The 23,459-nt window shown below is 37.7% G+C and carries 18 protein-coding genes; 9 read left to right on the top strand and 9 right to left on the bottom strand.

What is annotated here, in order from left to right; all coding sequences use genetic code 11:
* Positions 1 to 291: 291 nt before the first annotated feature.
* The 5 genes from ABS768_RS11650 to ABS768_RS11630 all read left to right on the top strand — a co-directional run bounded on the left by ABS768_RS11650 (position 292) and on the right by ABS768_RS11630 (position 8,814).
* Positions 292 to 3,228 (top strand): SusC/RagA family TonB-linked outer membrane protein, encoded by a 2,937-nt coding sequence (locus tag ABS768_RS11650; protein ID WP_408075136.1) that lies wholly within the window; start codon positions 292 to 294, stop codon positions 3,226 to 3,228.
* A gap of 11 nt (positions 3,229 to 3,239) precedes the next feature.
* Positions 3,240 to 4,733 carry a RagB/SusD family nutrient uptake outer membrane protein gene (locus ABS768_RS11645; protein ID WP_408075135.1) on the top strand — a complete coding sequence of 498 codons (1,494 nt, stop codon included), beginning with the start codon at positions 3,240 to 3,242 and terminating at the stop codon, positions 4,731 to 4,733.
* A gap of 14 nt (positions 4,734 to 4,747) precedes the next feature.
* The gene (locus tag ABS768_RS11640) at positions 4,748 to 6,208 is read left to right on the top strand and encodes a glycoside hydrolase family 30 protein (RefSeq protein ID WP_408075134.1); all 1,461 of its coding nucleotides are present in this window, start codon (positions 4,748 to 4,750) and stop codon (positions 6,206 to 6,208) included.
* 56 nt (positions 6,209 to 6,264) lie between these two features.
* Positions 6,265 to 7,680, top strand: a complete 1,416-nt coding sequence (locus ABS768_RS11635; RefSeq protein ID WP_408075133.1) for a glycoside hydrolase family 30 protein — start codon at positions 6,265 to 6,267, stop codon at positions 7,678 to 7,680.
* 366 nt (positions 7,681 to 8,046) lie between these two features.
* Positions 8,047 to 8,814, top strand: coding sequence for an amidohydrolase (locus ABS768_RS11630; protein ID WP_408075132.1), 768 nt, complete (start codon positions 8,047 to 8,049; stop codon positions 8,812 to 8,814).
* Here the strand turns inward: ABS768_RS11630 and ABS768_RS11625 are convergent.
* The 3 genes from ABS768_RS11625 to ABS768_RS11615 all read right to left on the bottom strand — a co-directional run bounded on the left by ABS768_RS11625 (position 8,801) and on the right by ABS768_RS11615 (position 12,077).
* Complete coding sequence (locus tag ABS768_RS11625; protein ID WP_408075131.1) at positions 8,801 to 10,453, bottom strand: Ig-like domain-containing protein; 1,653 nt, start codon at positions 10,451 to 10,453, stop codon at positions 8,801 to 8,803. The genes ABS768_RS11630 and ABS768_RS11625 overlap by 14 nt on opposite strands.
* 66 nt (positions 10,454 to 10,519) lie before the next feature.
* Entirely contained in the window at positions 10,520 to 11,203 is a 684-nt protein-coding gene (locus ABS768_RS11620) for a ComF family protein (RefSeq protein ID WP_408075130.1), read from the bottom strand.
* A 10-nt stretch (positions 11,204 to 11,213) separates the two neighbouring features.
* The gene (locus ABS768_RS11615) at positions 11,214 to 12,077 is read right to left on the bottom strand and encodes a hypothetical protein (RefSeq protein WP_408075129.1); all 864 of its coding nucleotides are present in this window, start codon (positions 12,075 to 12,077) and stop codon (positions 11,214 to 11,216) included.
* A 143-nt stretch (positions 12,078 to 12,220) separates the two neighbouring features.
* On the opposite strand from ABS768_RS11615, the gene ABS768_RS11610 reads away from it, so the two are divergent.
* From ABS768_RS11610 to ABS768_RS11595, 4 genes are all read left to right on the top strand, one after another.
* Positions 12,221 to 13,765: a glycine--tRNA ligase gene (locus ABS768_RS11610; protein WP_330443258.1), complete on the top strand. Its 1,545-nt coding sequence runs from the start codon at positions 12,221 to 12,223 to the stop codon at positions 13,763 to 13,765.
* A gap of 60 nt (positions 13,766 to 13,825) precedes the next feature.
* On the top strand, positions 13,826 to 14,197 hold the full coding sequence (locus ABS768_RS11605) for a hypothetical protein (RefSeq protein ID WP_408075128.1): 372 nt from the start codon (positions 13,826 to 13,828) through the stop codon (positions 14,195 to 14,197).
* Positions 14,198 to 14,207: 10 nt separating this feature from the next.
* Entirely contained in the window at positions 14,208 to 14,687 is a 480-nt protein-coding gene (locus ABS768_RS11600) for a hypothetical protein (protein ID WP_408075127.1), read from the top strand.
* Positions 14,688 to 14,861: 174 nt separating this feature from the next.
* Entirely contained in the window at positions 14,862 to 15,272 is a 411-nt protein-coding gene (locus tag ABS768_RS11595; RefSeq protein ID WP_408075126.1) for a hypothetical protein, read from the top strand.
* A 36-nt stretch (positions 15,273 to 15,308) separates the two neighbouring features.
* Here the strand turns inward: ABS768_RS11595 and ABS768_RS11590 are convergent, their stop codons facing one another.
* The 6 genes from ABS768_RS11590 to ABS768_RS11565 form a co-directional block, all read right to left on the bottom strand.
* Positions 15,309 to 18,296, bottom strand: coding sequence for an AsmA family protein (locus ABS768_RS11590; protein WP_408075125.1), 2,988 nt, complete (start codon positions 18,294 to 18,296; stop codon positions 15,309 to 15,311).
* Between the two features lie 150 nt (positions 18,297 to 18,446).
* Positions 18,447 to 18,995 (bottom strand): hypothetical protein, encoded by a 549-nt coding sequence (locus ABS768_RS11585; protein WP_408075124.1) that lies wholly within the window; start codon positions 18,993 to 18,995, stop codon positions 18,447 to 18,449.
* 145 nt (positions 18,996 to 19,140) lie between these two features.
* A complete protein-coding gene (locus tag ABS768_RS11580) occupies positions 19,141 to 19,542 on the bottom strand; it encodes a hypothetical protein (RefSeq protein ID WP_408075123.1) in 402 nt (133 codons plus the stop codon).
* A gap of 122 nt (positions 19,543 to 19,664) precedes the next feature.
* Positions 19,665 to 20,720 carry a thiamine-phosphate kinase gene (thiL, locus tag ABS768_RS11575; RefSeq protein ID WP_408075122.1) on the bottom strand — a complete coding sequence of 352 codons (1,056 nt, stop codon included), beginning with the start codon at positions 20,718 to 20,720 and terminating at the stop codon, positions 19,665 to 19,667.
* A 79-nt stretch (positions 20,721 to 20,799) separates the two neighbouring features.
* Entirely contained in the window at positions 20,800 to 21,240 is a 441-nt protein-coding gene (locus ABS768_RS11570) for a response regulator (protein ID WP_408075121.1), read from the bottom strand.
* A 763-nt stretch (positions 21,241 to 22,003) separates the two neighbouring features.
* Complete coding sequence (locus tag ABS768_RS11565; protein WP_408075120.1) at positions 22,004 to 23,395, bottom strand: hypothetical protein; 1,392 nt, start codon at positions 23,393 to 23,395, stop codon at positions 22,004 to 22,006.
* Positions 23,396 to 23,459: the final 64 nt, after the last annotated feature.

Here is a 23,459-nt window from a genome sequence, read left to right as displayed (position 1 = left end):
AAGATTGAAATATGCAATTATTTTTTTCTTTTAAAAAATTGGTTATTAGTTTTTTGTAAAAAAAAAGTAACTAAAAAAGTAGTGCTTTTTTAAAAGTGGTGTAAATAAAGTGTATGCAGTTTTTAACCCTGTTCTTTACATAATTATAATTTGGCACCTATCAAAATTAAACCGAAAACGATTTCGGCTTTACTAAAATTGGATTTTTCTCAATTTGGCCATTTGGGAAATTCAAAACAGCAAAGTAAGGGATTGTTTTTCATTAATTTAAATAACTCTAACTTAAAATCTATGGGATTCAAAAACTACTTAATTTTAATTGTGTTGTGTTTTACGACCGCAGCTTTCGCACAGTCTATTGATGTGAAAGGTACTGTTGTGGACGACGCAACAGGTATTACCCTACCGGGTGTTAATATACTGGTAAAGGGTAAGCAGGCTAATGCATCTACAGATATGGACGGTAACTTTGTTATCAAGGCCGACGCAGGTGATGTATTAGTATTTAGTTATATCGGATACGGAACAAAAGAAGTTTCTGTAATTGATAATAGGGCTATTGAAGTAAGAATGGCAGAGGATGCAACACTTCTTAACGAGGTTGTTGTTGTGGGTTATGGTTCACAGGATAAAAAAGATATTACAGGTGCTGTAGCAACCATTGACGGTGAGAAATTTGAGAATCGTGTAAATAATCAGTTAAGCAGCCTTATGCAGGGACAGGCTGCCGGTGTTCAGGTTACCTCTAATTCAGGTAAGCCCGGAGGAGGATTTACTGTTAGGGTACGTGGTACAAGCTCGCTTTCTGCATCAAGTGATCCTATTTATGTTATAGACGGTGTTGTAACTTCAGACACACGTTCACTTAACCCGGCTGATATAGAGAGTATGTCGATACTTAAAGATGCTTCGGCAGCAGCTATTTATGGAGCACAGGGTGCGAATGGTGTTGTTATTATTACCACAAAACAAGGTAAAAGTGAGAAACCTGTTGTAACATATGATACTTATGTAGGCTTTCAGTCTGTTTGGAAAAAAATTGATGTTTTAAATGCTGCTCAGTATAGAGACTTAATGGAAGAAATGGGTAGAAATACTGATTGGAGTTTATATACAGCTGATACTAATTGGCAGGATGAAGTATTCCAAACAGGTTTTTCTACAAGTCATCAGCTTTCGGTTTCAGGTAAAAGCAACAACACTTCATACTATATTTCGGGAGGGGTAGTTGATCAGGAAGGTGCTGTAAGAAGTGCCGAAATGAACAGGAAAACATTTAAAGTTAACCTTACTCAGGATGTAAATGACTGGCTTAAAATAGGTACACATATAAATTATGTTGATTACAGAGATGTAGATGTTACCGATAACTCTGCAGTTAATCAGGGTGGTGTAATTTTGGGTGTTTTAAATACGCCTCAAAATATTGGTATTTACAGAGAGAACGGAACGTATACAAGTAACCCGTTCCAGGATTGGGAAAACCCGATTTCAAGTACAGATGCTGCACAAAGAGGCTACAGAAACCAACGTTTGTTTGGTAATGTATTTGGAGAAATTGAGTTCTTAAAAGGACTTACTTACAGAACCAGTCTTGGTATAGACTACAGTAACGCTACCAGTGATTATTTCCTTGATCCGTTTACTACAAGTTATGGAAGGGCTATGCAGGGTATTAGCCGTTACAATACTAATCTTACAAACTACTATATTTTTGATAATACCCTTAACTACAAGTTACAGGTTAAAAAACATTCACTTGAAGCTTTGGCAGGTGTAGTATATCAAAAATATAAATGGGAAAACAGTCAGCTGGAGACAAGGAATTTTGCAAGTGATCAAATCACTACTCCAAATGCGGGATCTATAATTAATACAGCTACAGCAAACAAGTCTGAAAAAACGAACTCTGCTTTTATATCAAGGCTTAACTATGGTTTTGATGGTAAGTATTTACTTACTGCAAACTTCAGGGCAGACGGTTCCAGTACATTTGGTCCTAACAATAAGTGGGGTTATTTCCCATCAGTATCTGTTGGGTGGAGAATTTCAAGTGAAGAGTTCTTTTCAAATGTTACTACTGTAAATGATTTAAAAGTGAGAGCAGGCTGGGGTCTTGTAGGTAACGACAATATAGGTACTTACCAATGGTTTGGCGGAGTAGGTAGCGGAGGAAATTACCCAATTGGCGGTGTTATCATGCCGGGAACATATCCTAGTTCTATTGAAAACCGTGACTTAAAGTGGGAAGCTACAGAACAGCTAAACATAGGTGTTGACTTTGCTATGCTGAATAACAGAATCCGCTTTAGTGCCGATGTGTACCAAAAGAAAAGTAAAGATCTTTTAATGCGTGTACAGCTGCCTACTACAACAGGTTTTAATGAAGCAATTGTAAATGCCGGTGAGGTTGTAAATAAGGGTCTTGAATTCCAGGTTTCTACTGTGAATTTTGACGGTGACTTTAAATGGAGTACTGATTTAAATATTGCCTTTAACAGAAATGAAGTAACCAATATTTTAGGAGGAACTCTAGGAGCTGGAGATATTGCCGGTAGAGGAACTTCAATAAGAGTTGAAGAAGGGAGACCACTTGGTCAGTTTTACGGATATGAGTGGGGTGGTGTAGATGCCACTACCGGAGATGTATACTACATAGGGGCAGACGGACAGCCAACATTTGATCCTTCGGCAGATACCGACAGAAAAATAATAGGAGATGCAAATCCTGATTTTACCTACGGTATTACAAACACGTTTAGTTATAAAAACTTCGGACTTAATGTTTTCTTCCAGGGTTCACAGGGTAACGATATACTTAACGCAACCCGATTTGATACAGAAAGTATGATAGATGCTAAAAATCAAACTACTGTAGTATTAGACCGTTGGCAGCAACCGGGCGATATTACAGATGTTCCAAGAGTATCTACTGACGGAAGTATCGCTAACTCCAGAATATCATCAAGGTATATAGAGGATGGTTCTTATTTAAGACTTAAGGCTGTTACATTAAATTATAATTTTAATAAGGACTTAATGAGCAGAATAGGTCTTAGCGGACTTAATATATATGTAACAGGAGAGAATTTATTTACAATTACAAACTACTCAGGGTTTGATCCTGAAGTAAATGTTTTTGGCTCTAACAATATGGCTCAGGGTGTAGACTATGGTACTTACCCGCAAACAAGAAATATCATTTTTGGATTAAGAGCATCACTTTAAAAAATTAAATCATGAGACTTATAAATAATTCAAAAACTATATCGGCAGCAATACTTGCTCTTGCAATGTTTACTGCCTGTGACGATAAACTGGACCTGGAACCAATCTCAAATGAAACGTCTGATAACGCATATGTTACGGCAGGTCAAATTGAGGCTGCAATAACAGGTGTATATGAATCTTTCCAGTCTAATGACTACTATGTGTGGGATCATGTGTTGTTTTCAGATGTTCGTTCAGATAATCACTATGCAGGTGGTGATAATCCGGAGATATTCCAGATAGACGCTATTAATATAGAAACTACAAACTCAAGAGTTTATAAGGCTTGGACCGCTATTTACAATGCCATTTCTAAGGCAAATGTTGTTATTGAAAAAGCGCCGGGTATACAGCAGGATCTTACTGAAGAAAGAAGGGAACAAATAATAGGTGAGGCTTATTTTTTAAGGGCTTACCACTATTATACTTTGGCAAGATTATATGGGGGTGTTCCGTTGGTTTTAGAAACTGTAAAATCTGCAGAACCTTCGGTAACACATGTTTTCAGAAATACAGAAGAAGAAGTTTATGCTCAGATAATTGAAGACCTTGAGATGGCAGCTTCAAAGCTTCCTGATACTTATGGTGATGATCCAAGTGTAAACAAAGCACGTGCTACTAAAGGTGCGGCTTATGCACTAATGGCAAAAGCCTATGCTCAAAAGCCTAACCCTGATTACGGCCAGGTAATAAGCTACGCAAACATGGTGATTACCAGTCCTGCAGGATATGACTTAATGGGTAATTATGCCGATCTTTTTGATGGCAGCCATTACAATAATATAGAATCTATTCTTGAGGTACAGTACTTAGGAGGCAACGAAGGTTCATGGGGTCCGCAAATGCACCTGCCACCATCTGTAAGTGGTGATACATGGAGAAAATTTGTTACACCATCTCACAACTTAGTAGATGCTTTTGATTCTGAAGGAGATGTTATCCGTAAAAATGCAACTATTCTTTTTGAAGAAGTAGGCTGGGTAGATCAGTACTGGGGTAATACTCCAAACAGTTCTATACCATTTGCATACAAATGGAAAAACGCAATGGGTTGGGCAAGTTCAGATCATATTTACCTGCTACGTTTATCAGATATTATTCTTCTTAAAGCCGAAGCTCACAATGCATTAGGTGATATTGCTGCTGCTGAGACAGAAGTTAATAAAGTAAGACAAAGGGTAAACCTGCCTGTTCTTACTGCAGAGCAAACGGCTTCTACATCTGTTATGAAACAGGTGATCCTAAAAGAAAGAAGACTTGAGCTGGCACAGGAAGCACACCGTTGGGATGACCTTGTTAGAAACGGTGTAGTGGTTGATGTAATGAATAATGTTCAGGATATCGATCTTAGGGACGGACAGCCGGTAAACTATAATATGCAGGCTTTTGAAAAATTCCTTCCTATACCTCAGGAAGAGATTACAAGAAACCCTAACCTTGTTCAAAACGAAGGGTATAACTAAGAACAAATACTATCATGAAGAAATCGCTTTGGCTCTTTGGCTTAGCCTGTATGTTTTTATCGTGTTCAAACAGTGAAGACGGGTCAACGACCCCGCCGCCATCACCGCCGTCCCAAAACAACGGAAATGTTATTGGCAGTGCCGATGTTTGGGTAACCACGGGGAACAAGACTAAGCTTTTAAGCCAGCAGTCTTCAGTAGCTATTTATGATAACAATGCGACCGATTATCCGTCAGTTTCTGTTGATTTCTCACAGCAGTATCAGGAAATTGACGGTTTCGGGGCCGCATTAACAGGTTCATCTGCCTATGTAATAAGCCAGATGGGAGCTTCGGAAAAGGAAGCATTATTAAAAGATCTTTTCAGTACTGATGAAGGAATCGGGCTTAGTTACCTGAGGTTAACCATAGGAGCATCTGATTTTTCGCTGGAAGACTTCACTTATAATGACCTTCCTGTAGGAAGTACCGATCCTAACCTGGAACAGTTTTCCATAGCTGAAGATGAAGCACATGTTATTCCTGTATTGCAGTCAATACTCAATTATGCTCCCAATATTAAAATACTTTCCAGCCCGTGGAGTGCCCCGGCCTGGATGAAGGATACGGGTAGTTTGGGAGGCGGAAGCCTTGACCCGCAATGGTATGATACCTATGCCGATTATTTTGTGAAGTATATAAATGCTTATGCAAACCACGGTATCAGTATAGCTGCGGTTACACCTCAAAACGAACCACTGCACGAAACTGCAGGATACCCTACTATGGGAATGACTGCCCTTGAGCAGGCCAGTTTTATTAAAAACAGCCTTGGTCCTAAATTTCAGGAGGCAGGATTAAATACAAAAATAATAGCATACGATCATAATTTCGATCAGCCGTCCTATCCTATAACGGTATTGGGCGACGAGCAGGCCAGTCAGTATATAGACGGTTCGGCTTTTCACGCTTATGCCGGAAACGTTTCGGCAATGAATCAGGTACATGCGGCCTTCCCTAATAAGAACCTTTATTTTACCGAGGTTTCGGGAGGCGAATGGAGTACTGATTTTACCTCAAACCTTAACTGGAATATGAGTAATATTTTTATAGGCACCACTAAAAACTGGTCTAAAAACGTATTGCTTTGGAACCTAGCCCTTAACAGTAATCATGGCCCTGCAAATGGTGGGTGTACTGATTGTCGCGGAGTGGTAACCGTGAGTTCGGGCGGGCAGGTAACTAAAAATGTTGAGTACTACAGCCTTGCCCATTTTTCAAAATTTGTAAGGCCGGGTGCAAAACGTGTCAGCTCAACCGAGTTTGATAATTCCCTTAACCTTAAAAATGTAGCTTTTGTGAATACCGACGGGTCGAAAGTACTGGTGGTGCTTAATGCCGGTAGTATTACAAAAAACATATCGGTTATCGTAGGGGATACTAAAATAAATTATACGGTAGAAGCTAATTCGGTAGCAACTATAGTATGGCAATAAAAACCGCATTTATCAAACATATACAATAACAGGGCCTAAGGGCACTTTTAAACATTATGCATAAAAAAAATACCTCACTGAAAAAGATTGCTTTGCCGCTTTTAAGCCTTGCCATGCTGGCGGGATGCGGAACGGCAGAAAAAAAGAACGAAGCCGAATTGTGGTTAACCATGCCCGATAAGTCGGTTGCTTTTGAAAAGCAGGAGAACTTTTTAGTTAAAGAAACAGAAAATCTAAACGAAATAACAATAGATACTTCCAAAACCTATCAGGAAATGGATGGTTTTGGCTATACGCTTACCGGAGGTAGTGCCAAGCACATAACCAATATGTCGGCTTCGGCAAGAGAAAAGTTATTACAGGAATTATATGGCACCGGTGAAGGCGATATTGGCGTAAGCTACATAAGGATAAGCCTGGGGGCTTCAGATCTTGATGAGAAACTGTTCTCTTATAACGATCTTCCGGAAGGGGAGACCGATGAGAATATGGAGAAGTTTGACCTTGGTTATGACAAACAATACCTTATACCGGTATTGCAGCAAATATTGAAAATAAACCCTGATATAAAAATATTAGGTTCGCCGTGGTCACCACCGGTATGGATGAAGGATAACGGCGATACAAGAGGCGGTAGCCTTAAACCGGAATATTACCCTGCTTATGCAAAATACTTTGTGAAGTATATACAGGAAATGAAAGCAAATGGTATTACTATTGATGCCGTTACCATACAAAACGAGCCTTTACATCCGGGTAACAATCCCAGCCTTTTAATGCCGGCAGAGGCACAAAAGGAATTTGTGAGAGACCATTTAGGGCCTGAATTTGAGAAGAACAATATCAAAACCAAAATAATAGTTTACGATCATAATGCTGACCGTCCGGATTATCCTATTACCATTCTAGATGATCCTGAAGCTGCTAAGTATATAGATGGTTCTGCCTTCCATTTGTATGGCGGTACTGTTGATGCAGTTTCTCAGGTTCATGATGCGCATCCAAATAAAAACTTATACTTTACCGAGCAATGGGTAGGAGCTCCGGGCGACTTTGCAAAAGAACTTACATGGCATACTGAGAATCTTATAATAGGCGCGCCAAGAAACTGGTGTAAAACCGTGTTAGAATGGAATCTTGCTGCCGATGAGAACCAAATGCCACATACCGACAGGGGAGGGTGTGACCGTTGCCTTGGTGCGGTTACCATAACCGGAGACGAGGTTACAAGAGAACCGGCTTATTACATCATCGCACATGCTTCCAAGTTTGTGCGCCCGGGTAGTGTAAGGGTAGACTCCAATATGGTAGACGGACTGCCAAACGTGGCTTACCAAACACCAAACGGTAATGTGGTGGCTATTGTGCAAAACACTTCAAAAGAAGACAAAACAGTAAAAGTAAATGCAGGAGAGAAAAATGCTGTTGTTGCCTTAAAGGCAGGAGCGATTGCAACTCTTGTATTACAATAAAAACAAGGTTTAGCGACACATAATTTATCCCTTTAAACATTGAGTTTTTTGTGATGGCCTGACGGCAAAAGGGAAATAAAGGCTGTCCGCAATCTATTTAACAGCACAGGTGTGCGCTAAACCTTTTTAGATAAAGAGTAAAACATAGCTTTTATAGCGGCACTTAAAAAGTCAGAGCTTTCGGCGTAATGTTGTGGAAATCGTTACGACTGGTGATTACAGTGCTGTTATGATCTTAAATAACTTTTTTATTAAAGTATAGTTTATGTTTAGGTTAGTTACTGAGCCGTGCTTTTAGCGCGGCTCTTTGTTTTATAGTTGCAGGAGTACTGTTGTATTTGTACTTTTAATCAAAATACACATACAATGAAAATATCCCTTATCCAAACTGCCCTTAAATGGGAAGACCACGAAGCAAACAGGCAAAACTTTACCCGTTTAATAGACAGTATTAATGAAGAGACCGACCTGATTATACTACCCGAAATGTTTGCTACAGGCTTTACCATGAAACCGGAACCTGTTGCCGAAACGATGGATGGGGAAACGGTACAGTGGTTAAAGGCTATGGCTGTCAAAAAAGGATGTGCCATAACGGGAAGCCTTGTGATAAAAGAGGGGGAGGGATATTATAACAGGCTTATTTTTGTACACCCTGATGGGAAAATACAAACCTATGATAAGCGTCATCTGTTTACCCTAGCGGGCGAAGACAAGGCCTATACACAGGGGGATGAAAAACTGGTGGTGGAATACAAAGGTTGGAAAATCTGTCCGTTGGTGTGTTATGATTTACGTTTCCCTGCATTTTCACGTAATCTGGAAGATTACGATTTGCTACTGTATGTGGCAAACTGGCCTACGCCCAGGGTGCAGGCTTGGGACGCTCTTTTAAAGGCAAGAGCGATAGAGAATATGTGTTATACGGCAGGTGTCAACCGTTGTGGTGCCGATGAGAACAGGCACAACTATCCGGGGCATTCGCAGTTGCTGGATTGTTTTGGTAATGAGCTTGCTAAGGCTGCAAATGACGAAGAGGTTATCACCCTGTCACTGGATAGGGATGCTATGCTGGAAGCCCGTAATAAATTCGGTTTTTTAAACGATAGGGACCGTTTTATTATGGTAGTGTAAAGGTTTCCATTACATCCCAGCTTTCCCTTACGTTTATCTCTTTAGGCTTGTTGCCTTCAAGGAAATAGTGCAGCTCTTCCGGCTGTCGTTTTTCAAGGTAATTGCCCGAATCCCATTTACGGTTTTTATTGTCGTCATAAATAACCCTTACCGAATACATATCGGCAGGGATATTGTCAAACGCCATTTCGGTTTGCGATTCGTTCTCAATATAGTTTGTAGCTATTGTTTTTTCTTTTGAATCAAGAACCTCCAGTATTAAAGGGAAACGCCTCGCATTTGCAATTTTAAGGCGCAGATTCCCATAGTTAGAATACATTTTGGTTGTTACCGTATAATTAAGGGTGTCGTTCTCTTTTTCATAGAAATCTTTAATGGCACCGGGTAACAGGGTAAAACTATACTTTTGGCTTTCTTCTTTTTTAAAGTCTATTTTCAGGTTTTGCTTCATAGCATCATAAGAAGTCTTGAAAGGAACCGCTATGGAGTCTTTATTGATAAGTGAGATTTTAGTAGTATCAATATCTACAATTGGGGTGTTTGTATATATGGCAAAAGTATCCCTAAAGTGTATTGTTCCTTTTTGTATGGCAGAAACGCCTAATGAGTCAATGGCTTTCATTTCCTTAGGTTTTACTACAAACTCTTTTATGGAGTCCAGTTTTTTAACCGATATTAATAGTGAGTCGGCTACATTGTTAATATCTCTTGGAGTCCATATTTGTAGTGAATCTTTTTCAGGTACTTTGGTAACAAGTGTTTTTATAAGCTCCTGCGTAGCGGCATTTTTAACTTCAATAGATACATCTTTAGCATCGCCTTCATACCCTGCAAAGTAACGGTTTGATGAGGCTTGTATAGGTTTTAATGGTTTGAATTCTCTTTTTTCTGAGAAAAGGGTTAGTTCATAAAGCGTGTCGTTAGGGATGTTTATCGGTTCTTCAAAAAAGGCAATTTTGTCTGACTTCGGATCATACTTATAGTTGTTGTTATTGTCTTTTAAGGCGAACAGGTAGTATTTTCCTTCCTTAAGGTTTTCCAGATTGTAGTTAACCATGCTATCCAGCGTATTGGTTACATAGCGTGGTTTTTCTTTATATACGGTAGAGTCGTTAAAGGTTTCGTTTGCCTCATACAGCATTACAGTAACAAAGTTGTCAGGCTTTTTCTCAAAGGCATCTTTAATATTACCTCTTAGCATAAGCGAATCAATGTAAGGGCCTGTAGAGAAAATGAATTTGAACTGTGAATATGGGTTCCCTTCGTTATTATCGGTAATACTCTGCCCGAAGTTAAAACTGTACGTAGTGTTTTCCTGAAGGGTGTCTTTTATTTTAATTCGGATAAACTTACTGGCACTTCCCATAGGGGTAATGTCAGGGTTGTTTTTCATTGGTGGGGATATAATAAGCTGTTTGTTTATATCCTTAATTTTAATGTATTCGCTAAAGTTTATCTGTATCTCCTTGCCTGTAAAATTAGTTGTCATATTATTTGGCGTGCTGTACACCAACACCGGAGGAATGGTATCTTTAGGTCCACCCGATATGGTTCCCCTTTTAGCACAGCTGTTTAATGATAAAAGCGAAGCAAATAATACAACTGCCGATAGATATATGATAAATTTAGTATTGCGCATACAAAGTCCCTTTAACAGCACAAAATAACAATTATATTTAGTGTAAATAAAATGTTTTTGTAAAATTTAAGTGTGTGCATAGGCTATAGTTACGATACTCAACTTTGATTCCGGAATTTTTAACAGTGCTTTGCCACAGGCTTCCAGCGTTGCACCGGTGGTTATTACATCGTCAATAAGTAAAAAATGTTTGTTGCTGTCGGTTTCAGCGGGGTTAACATCAAAAGCCGAACGGGTAATTTCAGCCCTGTCTGTAAGTCCTTTTTTAGTTTGGGTTTTGGTGTAGTTTTTTCTGATTAACAGCGAGTCATTGTAATTAGCATTTAGTCCTTTGGCTAATGCTTTTCCAAATTCGGTTACCTGATTATAACCGCGCTCTTTTAATCGTTTTTTATGCAATGGTACAGGAATCACATCGGTGACCGATTGTAATGCCTCCGTTTTGAGCAGATGAGTTATGTATAATTCTCCCGAAAGTTTGCCTATTTCCTCCCGTCCTCTGTATTTAAGGTTGTGAATAAGTTGTTGTACTATACCTTCCTTATGGAAATATAGTAAAGACGAAGCGTGCTCTAACGGAAGCCTGCCGTAAAATTTGTTATAGGTTTCGTTTTCCTTATTGAGCCAATGCTGTGTATAAGGTAAGTGATGCCGGCATACGGTACACAAAACAATCTCGTTTTCCAGTAGGTTGTTATTGCAGCCGTTACAGGTTTTGGGATATAATAAGTTTACTAAACTTTTAAACATACTATTGCTTTTAAAAAGTTTTTTTCACCCATTGCCATACGCTTTTCTTCTTTTTTTCTGTATTCGGGTTTAGGGATTCTTCGGTTATGTAGAATGTTTCATCCCTGTTACGTGCTCTTCTGTACTTACATTTTCTTAACGGAACCGTAAGTTTTACTTCTTCGCCGTTGTTGTCATAATAGCCTTCAAACACCATTTCTTTACAAGGTCTCCTTGCAGGATATGTAAAAGCGGTAAGGGTGTCATTGATTTTTGCCGAATAAGACAGTGAGTTTCCTTTGTAAGATACTTTAAGGTCTTTAAAATTAAAAGCTCTACAGGTACTTATATACACTGTTTTGTAGCTGCCTGCTGTTATACCTTCATCTTTATTAAATGTTGTTTTTGCGGGTTTGCCCAGGCAAAACAAGTAGTGTCCCTCTTTTCGTGGTGCTTTGAAAAGATAGTTGTTACCCTCTTTAGAAAAAAAGACCTTTAGATTGGTTTCCTTCCATAAAGAATCAGATTTATGTTTTTGATATACTTTTAAATCAGGTTCTCTATTACTCCCTTTTGCCGAAACATATACAATTCCTCCAAACCAGTTATAAGTAAGTGATTTTATATCGATATTGATTTCAGCAATAGCTTTTACGGTCAATATGTTGTTGTTTTTGTCAATAGCATTAACGCCCTTTGCTATCATTTCTTTTGCAGAGGTATGTGATTTACAGTAAATCCCGGGATTTGGTATTTGGGTATAGCCACTATTATTAGCAATAATCCAAACTTCATAGTCTCCAAACCGTTGTATTTCCCGTTTAGGTTTTCCGTCTGCCTGTGCTAAGGAAATAGTTGTGAAAAGGAGAAATATAAGGAGAGTTATGGCTTTCATAGATAAGGTTGGTTGTGCTAAAATAATTCTTTTTGGTAACAGTCAGGTAGTAAGGTGTAAAAAGACGGAAATTTTTACCTATAAATTAATCAGTTTGTTTATAATTTAAAGTATAAAACAATCCCTTTTTATATTTTTGCACCATGGCAAAACAGGAAGATATTTTTAAGAATGTAATTTCGCATGCTAAGGAGTACGGATACATATTTCCGTCAAGCGAAATATATGATGGATTAAGCGCTGTGTATGACTACGGACAGAACGGTGCCGAACTGAAAAAGAACATTAGGGAATACTGGTGGAAATCAATGGTGCAGATGCATGAAAACATTGTAGGTATTGATGCATCTATATTTATGCACCCAACTACATGGAAGGCATCGGGTCACGTTGATGCTTTTAACGATCCGTTGATTGATAACAAGGATTCCAAAAAAAGATACAGGGCAGATGTTCTTATTGAGGACTATGCCGAAAAATTAAACCAAAAAGCCCAAAAGGAAATCGATAAGGCTAAAGCCCGTTATGGGGATGCTTTTAACGAAGAGGAATTTAAGGCGACCAATGCGCGTACTAAGGATTATCTTGAAAAGAAAGATGCTATCCTTAAACGTATGGCTCACAGCCTTGAGACCGAGAATCTTGCTGATGTAAAAGCACTTATTGAGGAACTTGGTATTGCGGATCCTGAAACCGGTTCTAAAAACTGGACAGAGGTACGACAGTTTAATCTTATGTTTGGTACCAAACTTGGTGCTGAAGCTGCAAGTGCGATGGACTTATACCTGCGTCCGGAAACGGCACAGGGTATTTTTGTTAACTTCCTTAACGTACAGAAAACCGGTAGGATGAAGGTGCCTTTTGGTATAGCTCAAACCGGTAAAGCTTTCCGTAACGAGATTGTGGCAAGGCAGTTTATTTTCCGTATGAGGGAGTTTGAACAAATGGAAATGCAGTACTTTGTTCGCCCCGGTGAGGAACTGAAATGGTACGAATTCTGGAAAGAAACAAGATTAAAATGGCATAAGTCACTTGGATTAGGTGAGGAGAAATACCGTTTCCATGATCATGAAAAACTGGCTCACTATGCTAATGCTGCTGCCGATATTGAATTTGATTTCCCGTTTGGTTTCAAAGAGCTTGAAGGTATTCACTCAAGAACAGACTTTGACCTTAAGGCTCACGAGAAGTTCTCGGGCAAAAAACTACAGTTCTTCGATAACGAATTGAACGAAAATTATGTGCCTTATGTTGTAGAAACTTCTGTTGGTCTAGACAGAATGTTCCTTGCGGTATTCTCAAGCTCATTAAAAGAGGAAACGCTTGAAGACGGTTCAACCCGTACCGTGCTTAGCCTTCCGGCTGTACTGGCGCCTACTAAGGCAGCTGTACTTCCGTTGGTTAAGAAAGACGGACTGCCGGATGTAGCCCGCGAAATTATTGAAGACCTTAAGTGGGACTTCAACGTGGCTTATGATGAGAAAGATGCTGTAGGCCGTCGTTACAGAAGACAGGATGCTCTTGGTACTCCTTTCTGTATTACGGTAGATCACCAAACGCTGGAAGATCAAACGGTAACCATCCGTCACCGCGATACTATGAAGCAGGACAGGGTGAAGATATCAGAATTAAGAGGTATTATAAATGAGGAGGTTTCGGTACGAAACTGGCTTATGAAAATGAAATAATAGTAAAGGCTTCCAATCGGGAGCCTTTTTTTTTATATTTAAATTATCAAATTATATGATATGAAAAAAATTACCTTGCTATTGTTTCTCTTTTTGGGCTTTTCCTCTTTTGCTCAGGAAAACGGAGTTTTTGTTGTAAGTGAAGGCGATAAGAAAATAACAGTAGTGCTGGATACTAAATTACCGTACCTGGAATTAAATAAACCAACACCTCTTAAAACCTATTTCGAGAATATAGATATAAAAAACAGTTCTTCAATTGCAAGGGGATTAAGAAAAAAAGAGCAATGCGGGGATAATTGTATCGCATGGGAATTAACAGTGGATGAAAAAGGAGTAGTTGATGGTTATTTTAAGATTACGTTTTACTATAGGCTTAGTGGGGACAGTGAGAATAAGAAGGTGTATGTTTCAATTCCGGTAAAGGATTAAAGGGTATAAAATGTACTACTTAATTTTACGTAAACTTTCTAAAAAATTAAAAAATAATCTTATCAGGCAGATGGATATCCATAAGCATTTATCTATAAAGAACTATTTGGAAAGCTTCTGTCAAACTTTTGAAAAAGACAATGCTTTCTTTCTTTTTGAAAAATTTGGTGTTAAGGCAGATAAGTTGAGTGTAACTGTTTTTTTTAATGGATTTAGTAATGTTATATATTTTAAAAGGGATATACATATTGAAGATGTAGATGAAGTTTATGAGTTAGAACTTAGACTAGATGTTAAACCATTTATAAATCACATGGTTAGTTGTAATTATGAGATTGAAAGGGATATAATGGGGGATTTTTTCACTAAAGAAAATGGATATATATACTTCTCTGATTATATTGATAATATTTTGTCATCTACTGAAATAGTTGGTTTTTTGGATTTATACCCTGACTCTATGGTGTTAATTCTTAATGCTAATCATTAATTATATTATTAGGTAATTGATGTTTTTTGTAACTTAGATATAGTAACTAATTGCTTTGTAGTGTTTTAGTTGTTCTTGCTCCCCAAAGCTAAGCGTGATTTGCTGATGTTTCGGTTTTAAAACCGTAATGCTTTGTGTGAACAATGAATATCTAAACTTATAAAGAAGGAAACCATGAGAAATGTATTCAAACTAATCGCCATTTGCCTGCTGTTGGCTATGTCGCCAAAAGCCATGTCGCAGGACTGGATTACAATTGCCGAAAAGAAGGTGAACTTTAAAGCTGAAAAAGATGTGGTAACCCCACGAGGCAATGAAAAAAACATAGAAAAAATCAGGATTAAGTGTACCCAGGGTACTGTAAAGCTTAAAGTTCATGTTGAAATGAGTGACGGAACCAAAAAAGAATATGACGCTAAAGGAGTAGGCGTGCTCACTAAGGGGATGACTTCACTTGCATGGGACCTGCCCGGAAAAAAGGGCGAACTCAAAATAAAAAAGATAGAACTGGAGTATGACTCAGTCGGGAATATGCTCGTTACCAAAAAAGCTGTTGTAGAGATACAGGGCAAAGTTTCGGGATGATATATAAAAAAGGCTCCCGATTAGGAGCCTTTTTTGTTATTCAAACTGTAATTGCGCTAAAATTTTCTTCTTTTTATTGATAATACTTTCGTCTGCCTTTTCCTTTAGTCGTTCCTTATCGGTAAAGTAATATTTGTATTTGGCTTTCCCCAGGCTTATATTATAATCGTCCAGATCACCTTTTATGTTTACCCCTGTTTTAAACGGTATGGGTGACTTGAGTACCGAAACATGATAATCATAAGTAAGGTCAAGGTTTTGTACACCGCCTACGGCAAGTCTGTAACGATCTATTTCCACCAGTGCAGGCAATACTTCCATATGGCTTTGCTCTATTATCATTTCCATTTCAAGAGTTTCAATGGTATTCTTCTCCTTTTGTTTAAACATAAGGGTTTTTGCCATTTCGGTAAAGGTTTCGCTGTCAAGCACCATAATATCTGTAGCCTGTAGTGCGGCAATACTGCGTACTGTAGGGATGTTAACCGTCATATCCTCATTTAGCATAGCAGTACCCTGCATTCGTAAATGGGCTTTCCCTTCAAACGATTTTGTCATAGGGAAAAGGCTGTCCATAGCAGGGAGTACCTTGGCAATATTAGCCATTTCTATATCATGCAGGTTAAAGTCAAAATCTACTTTAGCTTTGGTATTATCTACGGGGGTGTAGTTAATACTTGTGGTAAGTTTAGCAGCAAGGGTGGTAAGTTCAAACTGATTAAGCTTTAGGTGTCCTTCCTCTACCTTTAGCAATCCCTTTATATCGGTCATATCCAGTTCGCCATAGCGCAGTTTCTTTATATCACTGTTAAATACAAAGTTGATGTTCTCTGGTATTTTGAATACAGCTTTCTCATTAGTTGTTGGCTGTGCTGGTTTATTTTGGTTTTGCGCTACGGTATTAAAGTCGGGTTGTGCTTCAGGCTCATTGTCGTGCATTACCTTCATAATCTCGTTGGCATCAATATAGTTAGATTGTAGCGTAAGCTTGGCATTGATATCTTTACCCTTAGAACGTTTTGTGAACAGATTGTTTATCTGTCCGGTAAGTGTCACATCAGAATTCCAGAATGTAATACGGGCATTTTTTAGAGTTATAGCCCTGTTATTAATGGTTACTTTAGAGTGTTCCATTCGCATAGGCATGGCAAACTCCGGAGTATAGGCAAACAGGCTGTTAAACTCCACATAACCACGTGGCATCCATTGCTCGTCACGATTCTTTTTTACGGTGAATTTATAATTTCCGTTTTTAATCCCCACAAACCTTTTACCCTGCCATACACCCGCACTGTCTATAGTAAAGGTCGTATTTATAGCAGGTCGTTCCTTGGTGCTCCTCGGGCTGAGTTCAGCAGTTATATTCGCCCTGCGAATGCTGCCCTTCAGGCTATCCAGTCCCTTGTATCTAAGGTTGGTAAATTTAATATCGGCGCCCAGTGCCGCTACACTGTCTTTCAGCATTTTTGCTCTTAGCTTAATGTCCAGCCCGGCAAGGGTAAGGTCGTGCTGTTTTTTGTAATTAAGGGTAAGGTCGGTTACATTTATTTTTCCGAAAGCCTTTCGGGAGTCTGTTTCGGCTTTACGGCCAAAAACAAGCTCTGTTTTCTGCGTTTTCAGGTAAATGGTGTCTTTAGGAACACTAACCAGTAAATTGGTAAAGGTAGAGTGTCCTTTAAGCTTCATGTTATTAAAATTGCTGTTTATAATGTCGTTGCTTTTAAAAACAGCGTTCAGGTCTATCTCTGCCAGTCCCTTTATATCAATATCTGCTGCTACAGGAAACTTTTTTTTCAGAGTAGTTAAATCCAGATTCCCTTTTATGTTAGAGTCGATTTTAGGGTCTTCCAGTAGGTTTTCCACAACGGCATTGCCCTGCAGGTCTACGCCTGTTCCTTCAAGTAAAAGGTTCTTAATGGTAAGGTTTGATTTTTCGGGTTCGTTAAAATTCAATACCGAATGCATATCGGCTTCCAGATGGCGAATCTCTCCCGGGAACTTATTGTACTTCAGAATACCGTTATCTATTTTAAAAACAACATCGGTAAGCGGGAATTTACCCTGTCCGTATACACCCTTAGCAACAGCTTTAAGGGCAACGTTTCCTTCTACGTCTACATCTTCCTGCTTAACATACTGTTTTGGAATGGCTTCCCAAAGTGTTTTTAGGGAAGGGACTCTCATCTCTAGGGTAATATCGGTATCCACTTCCCGTTTTAGGGTGTCGATGCTGAAATGTCCTTCGGCTAGAAAGTCAATGTCGTTAAGTACGAGTTCGCTTTTATCAAAATCGACCTTCATCTTTTTCTTGTCAACAAATATTTTAGTGTTAAGGCTGGCTTTTAGCTTTCGGGCAAAGCGTACACCGTCTTTAGAAAAGTTTATCCTCTTGCCAGATGTTTGGGTAGTAAGCATCAGTTTCTCATCGGTATTTGCTGCCTTAAGAGCCACATTGAAACTGTCTATACGCACGTGTGCCCTGGTTACAAAATCATGATAGGACAGCTTTGCATTTTCAATGCTTAGTTTTTTAATGAAAACGGAATTGATTTTAAATGAGGAAGTAGTGTCGTTTACAACTATAGTATCGGTTTCGGTTTCCTTTACAATGTTCCAGTTGGCTTTTCCGTCCTTTCGGATAACCGCTTTTATTTTGGGGTTGGTTAACGAAAGTTCGTTAATAACCAAATTGTGTTTGGTTAAAAGTTTACTGATATTAAAAGAAGCCCTGCACTCAGTAAAGCGGGCAAGGGTATCGTTTTCCCTGTCCCTGAATGACGGTGTTACAAGGCTTCCGTTTTTTAGTGTGATGCCAAAAGAAGGGAAAGTGGAGAAGAAGGTAAGTTCTATGCTTTCGCAGTCAACCTTAGCATTAAGGTTTTCGTTAAGCATTTGGGTTACGGTAGGTGTGATCTTCTCGGGTGTGAAAACAAAATTAAGCGCAATGGCTACTACTATTGAAAAGAGTATAAATAGCGAGATGAAAAAAAATAGTGTTCTTCTAAGTATCTTTTTTATTTTCATGGTAATTGCGGTAAGTTTTTACACGACGGAAATATAACAGATTTTAAACTTTACAGTTGTGTTTTTATACTAATCCCTGTTTTAATTATACCAAATGTATAAAAAGTATAAAGGCTCCCAATCGGGAGCCTTTTTTATATACTGTTATTTTTAAAAACGGTATCCGATATTAAGGTCTCCTCTAAAAAAAGCATCAGGAGCATATTCGTTTCCGCCAAGGGTTCTTCCTGCCCCTAAAAGTAACTCCAGTACAAAACCACTCTTATTAATCCATTTTTTACCTAAAGCAAGACCAACAGCACCAACATTAAAGTCTTCTTTTCTGCTGTATGAATAACCTGCGTTAGGATCGTAGGTAGTTTCATTAGAGTGTCCCATAACATATTTTCCAAAGCCTTCTACAAAAAAGCCTTTTGCTCCATATTCTTTTGACTCCTGAAAATAAAAACGGGCAAAAGGTGTTATTGAAAAGTCTTCCGGATAATCATTATCCTGATCAAAATTATAAAGTACCGATGCTCCAAAAGAGAAATCTTTACTTTGAACATACTCATAGGTGCCTTCGGCAATAGCACCAGCTAATAATTTAATCCCACCAAGTTTTACTTCGTGTTTTTTGTCTACTGCAGAAACTTCTTCGTCCTGAGCATAACTTGAAACCCCAATAATTAAGGCTAATAGTAAGGTAATCTTTTTCATTTTTCTTAGTTTTTTAAACAAAACTAAAATATTATTTAAAATAAAAAAGGAAGAGTTTTATGTAAATAGATTAAATAATAAAAAAAGCCCCTGTAAGGAGCCTTGTTATATAGTTCTTTTTTATTGAATATTATTTTTAATCTCACTAAAGACCACATTTACCTCCTAAACTTATATCCAATACCACTCCTTTTTTGTTATTCCATTTACCTAAAGAAAATCCGTTTGAGGGATCATAGTATCGGTTATAGTTTTGTGTGTTTGTATTGAAATATCCTTCAGGTTGTTTTTCAACATCATACATTGAAAAAGAATTTTTAGAGGTATGTTTTTTTGATTTCTGAAAATCTAGATCAGTATAATTTTTACTGTATTCTGATTCAAAAAGAACTGATGCAAAAGAAAAATCCTCACTTTGCAACTGTTCAGATGTTTCTCCGGTTATAGATACGTTATATTTCCTGTCCAAATCTGAAACTCCTTTTTCCTGAGCGTTGACCGAAATTGTTATAAGTATAAGTGCTAACAGTAATATTATCTTTTTCATTTTAATGATGCTGATTTTGATAATAAAGCTAAGACTTTTTTATCTGAAATAAAAATAAAGCACTTTGTATTAGTAGGTTATATTAAAAAGCCCGATTGTTAAACTAACATCGGGCTTTTTTGTTATTCTTTATTTTCTGAAAGTGAGTTCCAACCTCTGGCCTTAAGCGGAATTTTAGTATTGGCACGGGTAATAAGATGTGTGCCTTCGCTTTCCGGGGTCATGTGCCCAATAACGGTAAAGTTAGGGTTGCCTTTTATTTTGTCGTAATCACTTTGTTTTATGGTGAATAGCAGTTCATAATCCTCCCCTCCGTTTATGGCTACCGTGGTGCTGTCAATATTAAATTCCTCACATACGTTAATGAACTGAGGGTCTATAGGGATTTTCTCCTCATACAGGTTGCAGCCCACACCGCTGGCTTTTGAAATATGGATAATTTCAGATGAAAGTCCGTCGGAAATATCAATCATAGCTGTAGGCTGGATTTCAAGCGCTTTTAAAAGCTCTTTAATATCCTTGCGGGCTTCCGGCTTTAGCTGACGTTCTATAAGGTAGGTATAAGCGTCTAAATCGGGCTGATTGTTAGGGTTTACCTTAAATACTTCTTTCTCCCTTTCTAATACCTGTAGCCCCATGTAAGCCGAACCTACATCGCCTGTAACTACAAGAAGGTCGTTATCGTTTGCACCGTTGCGGTAAACCAGTTCGTCGGCATCTGCCTCACCAATAGCGGTAATGCTTAAAATCATACCTTTTTGGGATGAGGTAGTATCGCCACCTATAATGTCTACATCATATATTTTTGCAGCAAGCTTAATACCCTCATACAGTTCGTCTAATGCTTCAACCGGGAAACGGTTAGATACCGCTATCGAAACCGTGATTTGTGTAGGTTTCGCATTCATGGCGCAAATGTCACTCACATTTACCACCACGGCTTTATAGCCAAGGTGCTTTAACGGAACATACCCCAGGTCAAAGTGTACACCCTCAACAAGTAAATCGGTAGAGATAACCGTTTTCTTATCCTTAAAATCAAGTATGGCAGCATCGTCGCCTATACCGGTAAGGGTAGAAGGGTGTTTTATCTCTATATTCTGTGTTAAGTGCTCTATAAGGCCAAATTCGCCAAGCTGACCTAAATCAGTGCGCTGTTGGTTTTTATCTTCAATCATTTCTTTTAGGTTCTAAAGGTGCAAAGTTACGATTTAGAACGTTAAAAGTTCAAGAAGTTGCTTATAAGTCTGCTTCGGGTTAAGCGCTTAATTCGGTATCGTGGTTTTCGGTATCATCCACATTTTGCCAAAAGTCGATTACCTCCTTAAGGTTTTCCGTTAGTTGTTTGTAATCAGGGGTTTTGTAAAAGTATCCCTGTATGTCGCGTTTAAAGGCTTCCTCTATAGGGTAAGCGCTGCCCATGGTCGTAAAAAAGATAAAAGGTTTTGTTTTGTAGTAAAGGGAGATGTCTTTTCTTATTTCGTCGCAAAGTTCAAGGCCGTTCATTTTTGGCATATTGATGTCTGATATGACCAAAAAGGGATGAATGTGTTCCTGTTTCAAAAAGGGGACTGCTTTGGTACTGTCGTTTATAAAAACTATCTCGTTAGGGAGATTGAATGTTTTTAGGACCTCGCCAAAAATAAACTGATCATCATCGTCATCCTCAATTATAACTATGGGGCCGTCTTTTTTCATAATGTAATGCTTATTCACATTGCAAAAATAGGGGGGCTAAATGGTAAAGCCTCGAACATTAGGGTTTTGCTAACATAAAAGAGTCATAAAGTTGTGTTTTAGAGTGCTGTCATCGCGAGGAGGAACGACACGGCAATCTGTTTTAAATGATGAATTTTAAATTTTAAATGAGATTTCTCCTGTCGTCGAAATGACAGTGTAGTATGTCATCCTGATACGTAATGCAATGGAGTGAAGGATCTTTGTTTATGTTCTTTTGTCTTGACACAAAAGAACCAAAAAGTCAAGGCTGGAACTCCTTTTGTTGTCATTGCGAGGAGGAACGACGCGGCAATCTGTTTTAAATAATGAATTTTAAATTTTGAATGAGATTTCTCCTGTCGTCGAAATGACAGTGTAGTATGTCATCCTGATACGTAATGTAATGGAGTGAAGGATCTATGTTTCTGTTCTTTTGTCTTGACACAAAAGAACCAAAAGGTCAAGGCAGGAACTCCTTAGGCTAAAAATTATGACATTCGGCTAAACCATCCGAACTCGCTTCGCTCAAACAGCGGATGCTTTTTTACGCCTCACTTATAATTTTCTTTACGCCACAGAGTTTAATGCCGTTATCTGTTGTGGTCATTGCGAGGAGGAAAGACGCGGCAATCTATTTTAAATGATGAATTTTAATTTTGAATGAGATTTCTCCTATCGTCGAAATGACAGCGTTGTATGTCATCCTGATACGTAATGTAATGGAGTGAAGGATCTTTTAAAATCATGCTTTAAACTTCCTGAAAGCCTGTGTCATTTCGTAAATACCGAAAGCTAAAACAATTTTTCCTAAAATGAAGATAATCCAACCTGTAGTATTACTATTATCAATAAAAATTCGCTTCTGTTCTAAAGGGTTGTAAAAGTCAGTAATAATTAAAAACCTAAAATAACCGGATGCGAAATCTTTTAAAGAAGATAGGTCTAGATTTAGGCTGAGCATATATTTTTCTGAAATAAAAAATAAGGAGTAGAAAATTAATGCTCCTGTTAAAACAAAACGCAACGCTTTTGTCCAGCTATGTTCAAAACCTGTAGATGTTTTGGTAGCCCATAATATAGCTTTGTCTTTAAAATTTTCTTTCCAGTTTAATTCTTGATAGTAGGCCTGTAGTTCGTAGCCTCTAAAGCGATTGTAATCGATTCTGTTTTCTGTTTTTTGTAACTCTTGTTTGATCTGTCTAAGTGTACGTCTTAATTTAAGTGCTTCATCTCCTGTAATACTTTTTATATATTTCTTATTAGAGATGCTTTTAATATTTAATTCGTCAAAAAAAGAGCCTTGATTAAATGAAGTTTGATATAGTTCAAGTGTGTTTACCTCCAGCCTATCAAAAGAAGTCTTTTTTTCAAATGTTGTATAATTGATTTGAAGATTTTCAAATTTTGATTGATTAAAGTGAGAAAAACTTTCAAAAAAGCAGCTTTCAAAAAATAATTGAATGCTGGTCGAATCTCTAAAGTTAGCATTTGAATAAAATTTACAATTTGTAAAGCAGGTTTGATTACCAAAAAATGCATTTGAAAAATTAACTTTTTTGAATTCCGAACCAAAGAAAGCGGATTCTAAAATTTTAAAATTTCTAAAATCACTTTCTTGTCCAAGAAAACCTGAAAAGTTAGCTAATTGAAATGTTGAGTTATTAAAAGTTGAGCGGAATTCAGTCTTTTCAGATATTTTATTCTTTAGGCTTAATGTGAATTGCCCTGTATCAATATGTAAATTCGAACAATTAATAGCATTTAATATTATACACTCATTTATATCAATAACACATTGAATAGGCTTTTTGTTACTATCAAGATGTAGTTTTTGATATTTACCCGAAATAAAAATTCTTTCAATCTTTTTTAAATAACTAGTCTGTAATGATTTTAACTGACAGTTTACTATCTCCAAAGTCTTCGAAAATGAACAGTTGTGAAATTTTAATTCAAGATTGTTATTTATTATTGTTTGAAATCTTATAGAGTCTTCAAATATACAATTATGGAACTCTAATTTTAATAAATCTCTTAAATCTATTTGATCAAAATATACCTGTTCGGTTATGGTTTCATCTTTAATAAGATAATTATTATTTCGAATGTAGTCATGTAATTTTTTTTCATTCATAAGGCGTGTTTTAATAAAACTAAAATAAACAAAAAAACCCGGTACATCTGCACCGGGTTTCTTT

The sequence above is a fragment of the Flavobacterium rhizophilum genome (genome assembly GCF_046000485.1).
GTDB classification, from domain to species: domain Bacteria; phylum Bacteroidota; class Bacteroidia; order Flavobacteriales; family Flavobacteriaceae; genus Flavobacterium; species Flavobacterium rhizophilum.
The sequence above is the reverse complement of the archived record's forward strand: the minus strand, read 5'-3'. Positions and strand labels throughout refer to the sequence as shown.

Excerpts from the sequence above, each read along its gene's own strand:
- ABS768_RS11650 (WP_408075136.1), top strand. The coding sequence starts at position 292 with ATGGGATTCAAAAACTACTTAATTTTAATTGTGTTGTGTTTTACGACC.
- ABS768_RS11645 (WP_408075135.1), top strand. The coding sequence starts at position 3,240 with ATGAGACTTATAAATAATTCAAAAACTATATCGGCAGCAATACTTGCT.
- ABS768_RS11640 (WP_408075134.1), top strand. The coding sequence starts at position 4,748 with ATGAAGAAATCGCTTTGGCTCTTTGGCTTAGCCTGTATGTTTTTATCG.
- ABS768_RS11635 (WP_408075133.1), top strand. The coding sequence starts at position 6,265 with ATGCATAAAAAAAATACCTCACTGAAAAAGATTGCTTTGCCGCTTTTA.
- ABS768_RS11630 (WP_408075132.1), top strand. The coding sequence starts at position 8,047 with ATGAAAATATCCCTTATCCAAACTGCCCTTAAATGGGAAGACCACGAA.
- ABS768_RS11625 (WP_408075131.1), bottom strand. The coding sequence starts at position 10,453 with ATGCGCAATACTAAATTTATCATATATCTATCGGCAGTTGTATTATTT.
- ABS768_RS11620 (WP_408075130.1), bottom strand. The coding sequence starts at position 11,203 with ATGTTTAAAAGTTTAGTAAACTTATTATATCCCAAAACCTGTAACGGC.
- ABS768_RS11615 (WP_408075129.1), bottom strand. The coding sequence starts at position 12,077 with ATGAAAGCCATAACTCTCCTTATATTTCTCCTTTTCACAACTATTTCC.
- ABS768_RS11610 (WP_330443258.1), top strand. The coding sequence starts at position 12,221 with ATGGCAAAACAGGAAGATATTTTTAAGAATGTAATTTCGCATGCTAAG.
- ABS768_RS11605 (WP_408075128.1), top strand. The coding sequence starts at position 13,826 with ATGAAAAAAATTACCTTGCTATTGTTTCTCTTTTTGGGCTTTTCCTCT.
- ABS768_RS11600 (WP_408075127.1), top strand. The coding sequence starts at position 14,208 with ATGTACTACTTAATTTTACGTAAACTTTCTAAAAAATTAAAAAATAAT.
- ABS768_RS11595 (WP_408075126.1), top strand. The coding sequence starts at position 14,862 with ATGAGAAATGTATTCAAACTAATCGCCATTTGCCTGCTGTTGGCTATG.
- ABS768_RS11590 (WP_408075125.1), bottom strand. The coding sequence starts at position 18,296 with ATGAAAATAAAAAAGATACTTAGAAGAACACTATTTTTTTTCATCTCG.
- ABS768_RS11585 (WP_408075124.1), bottom strand. The coding sequence starts at position 18,995 with ATGAAAAAGATTACCTTACTATTAGCCTTAATTATTGGGGTTTCAAGT.
- ABS768_RS11580 (WP_408075123.1), bottom strand. The coding sequence starts at position 19,542 with ATGAAAAAGATAATATTACTGTTAGCACTTATACTTATAACAATTTCG.
- thiL (WP_408075122.1), bottom strand. The coding sequence starts at position 20,720 with ATGATTGAAGATAAAAACCAACAGCGCACTGATTTAGGTCAGCTTGGC.
- ABS768_RS11570 (WP_408075121.1), bottom strand. The coding sequence starts at position 21,240 with ATGAAAAAAGACGGCCCCATAGTTATAATTGAGGATGACGATGATGAT.
- ABS768_RS11565 (WP_408075120.1), bottom strand. The coding sequence starts at position 23,395 with ATGAATGAAAAAAAATTACATGACTACATTCGAAATAATAATTATCTT.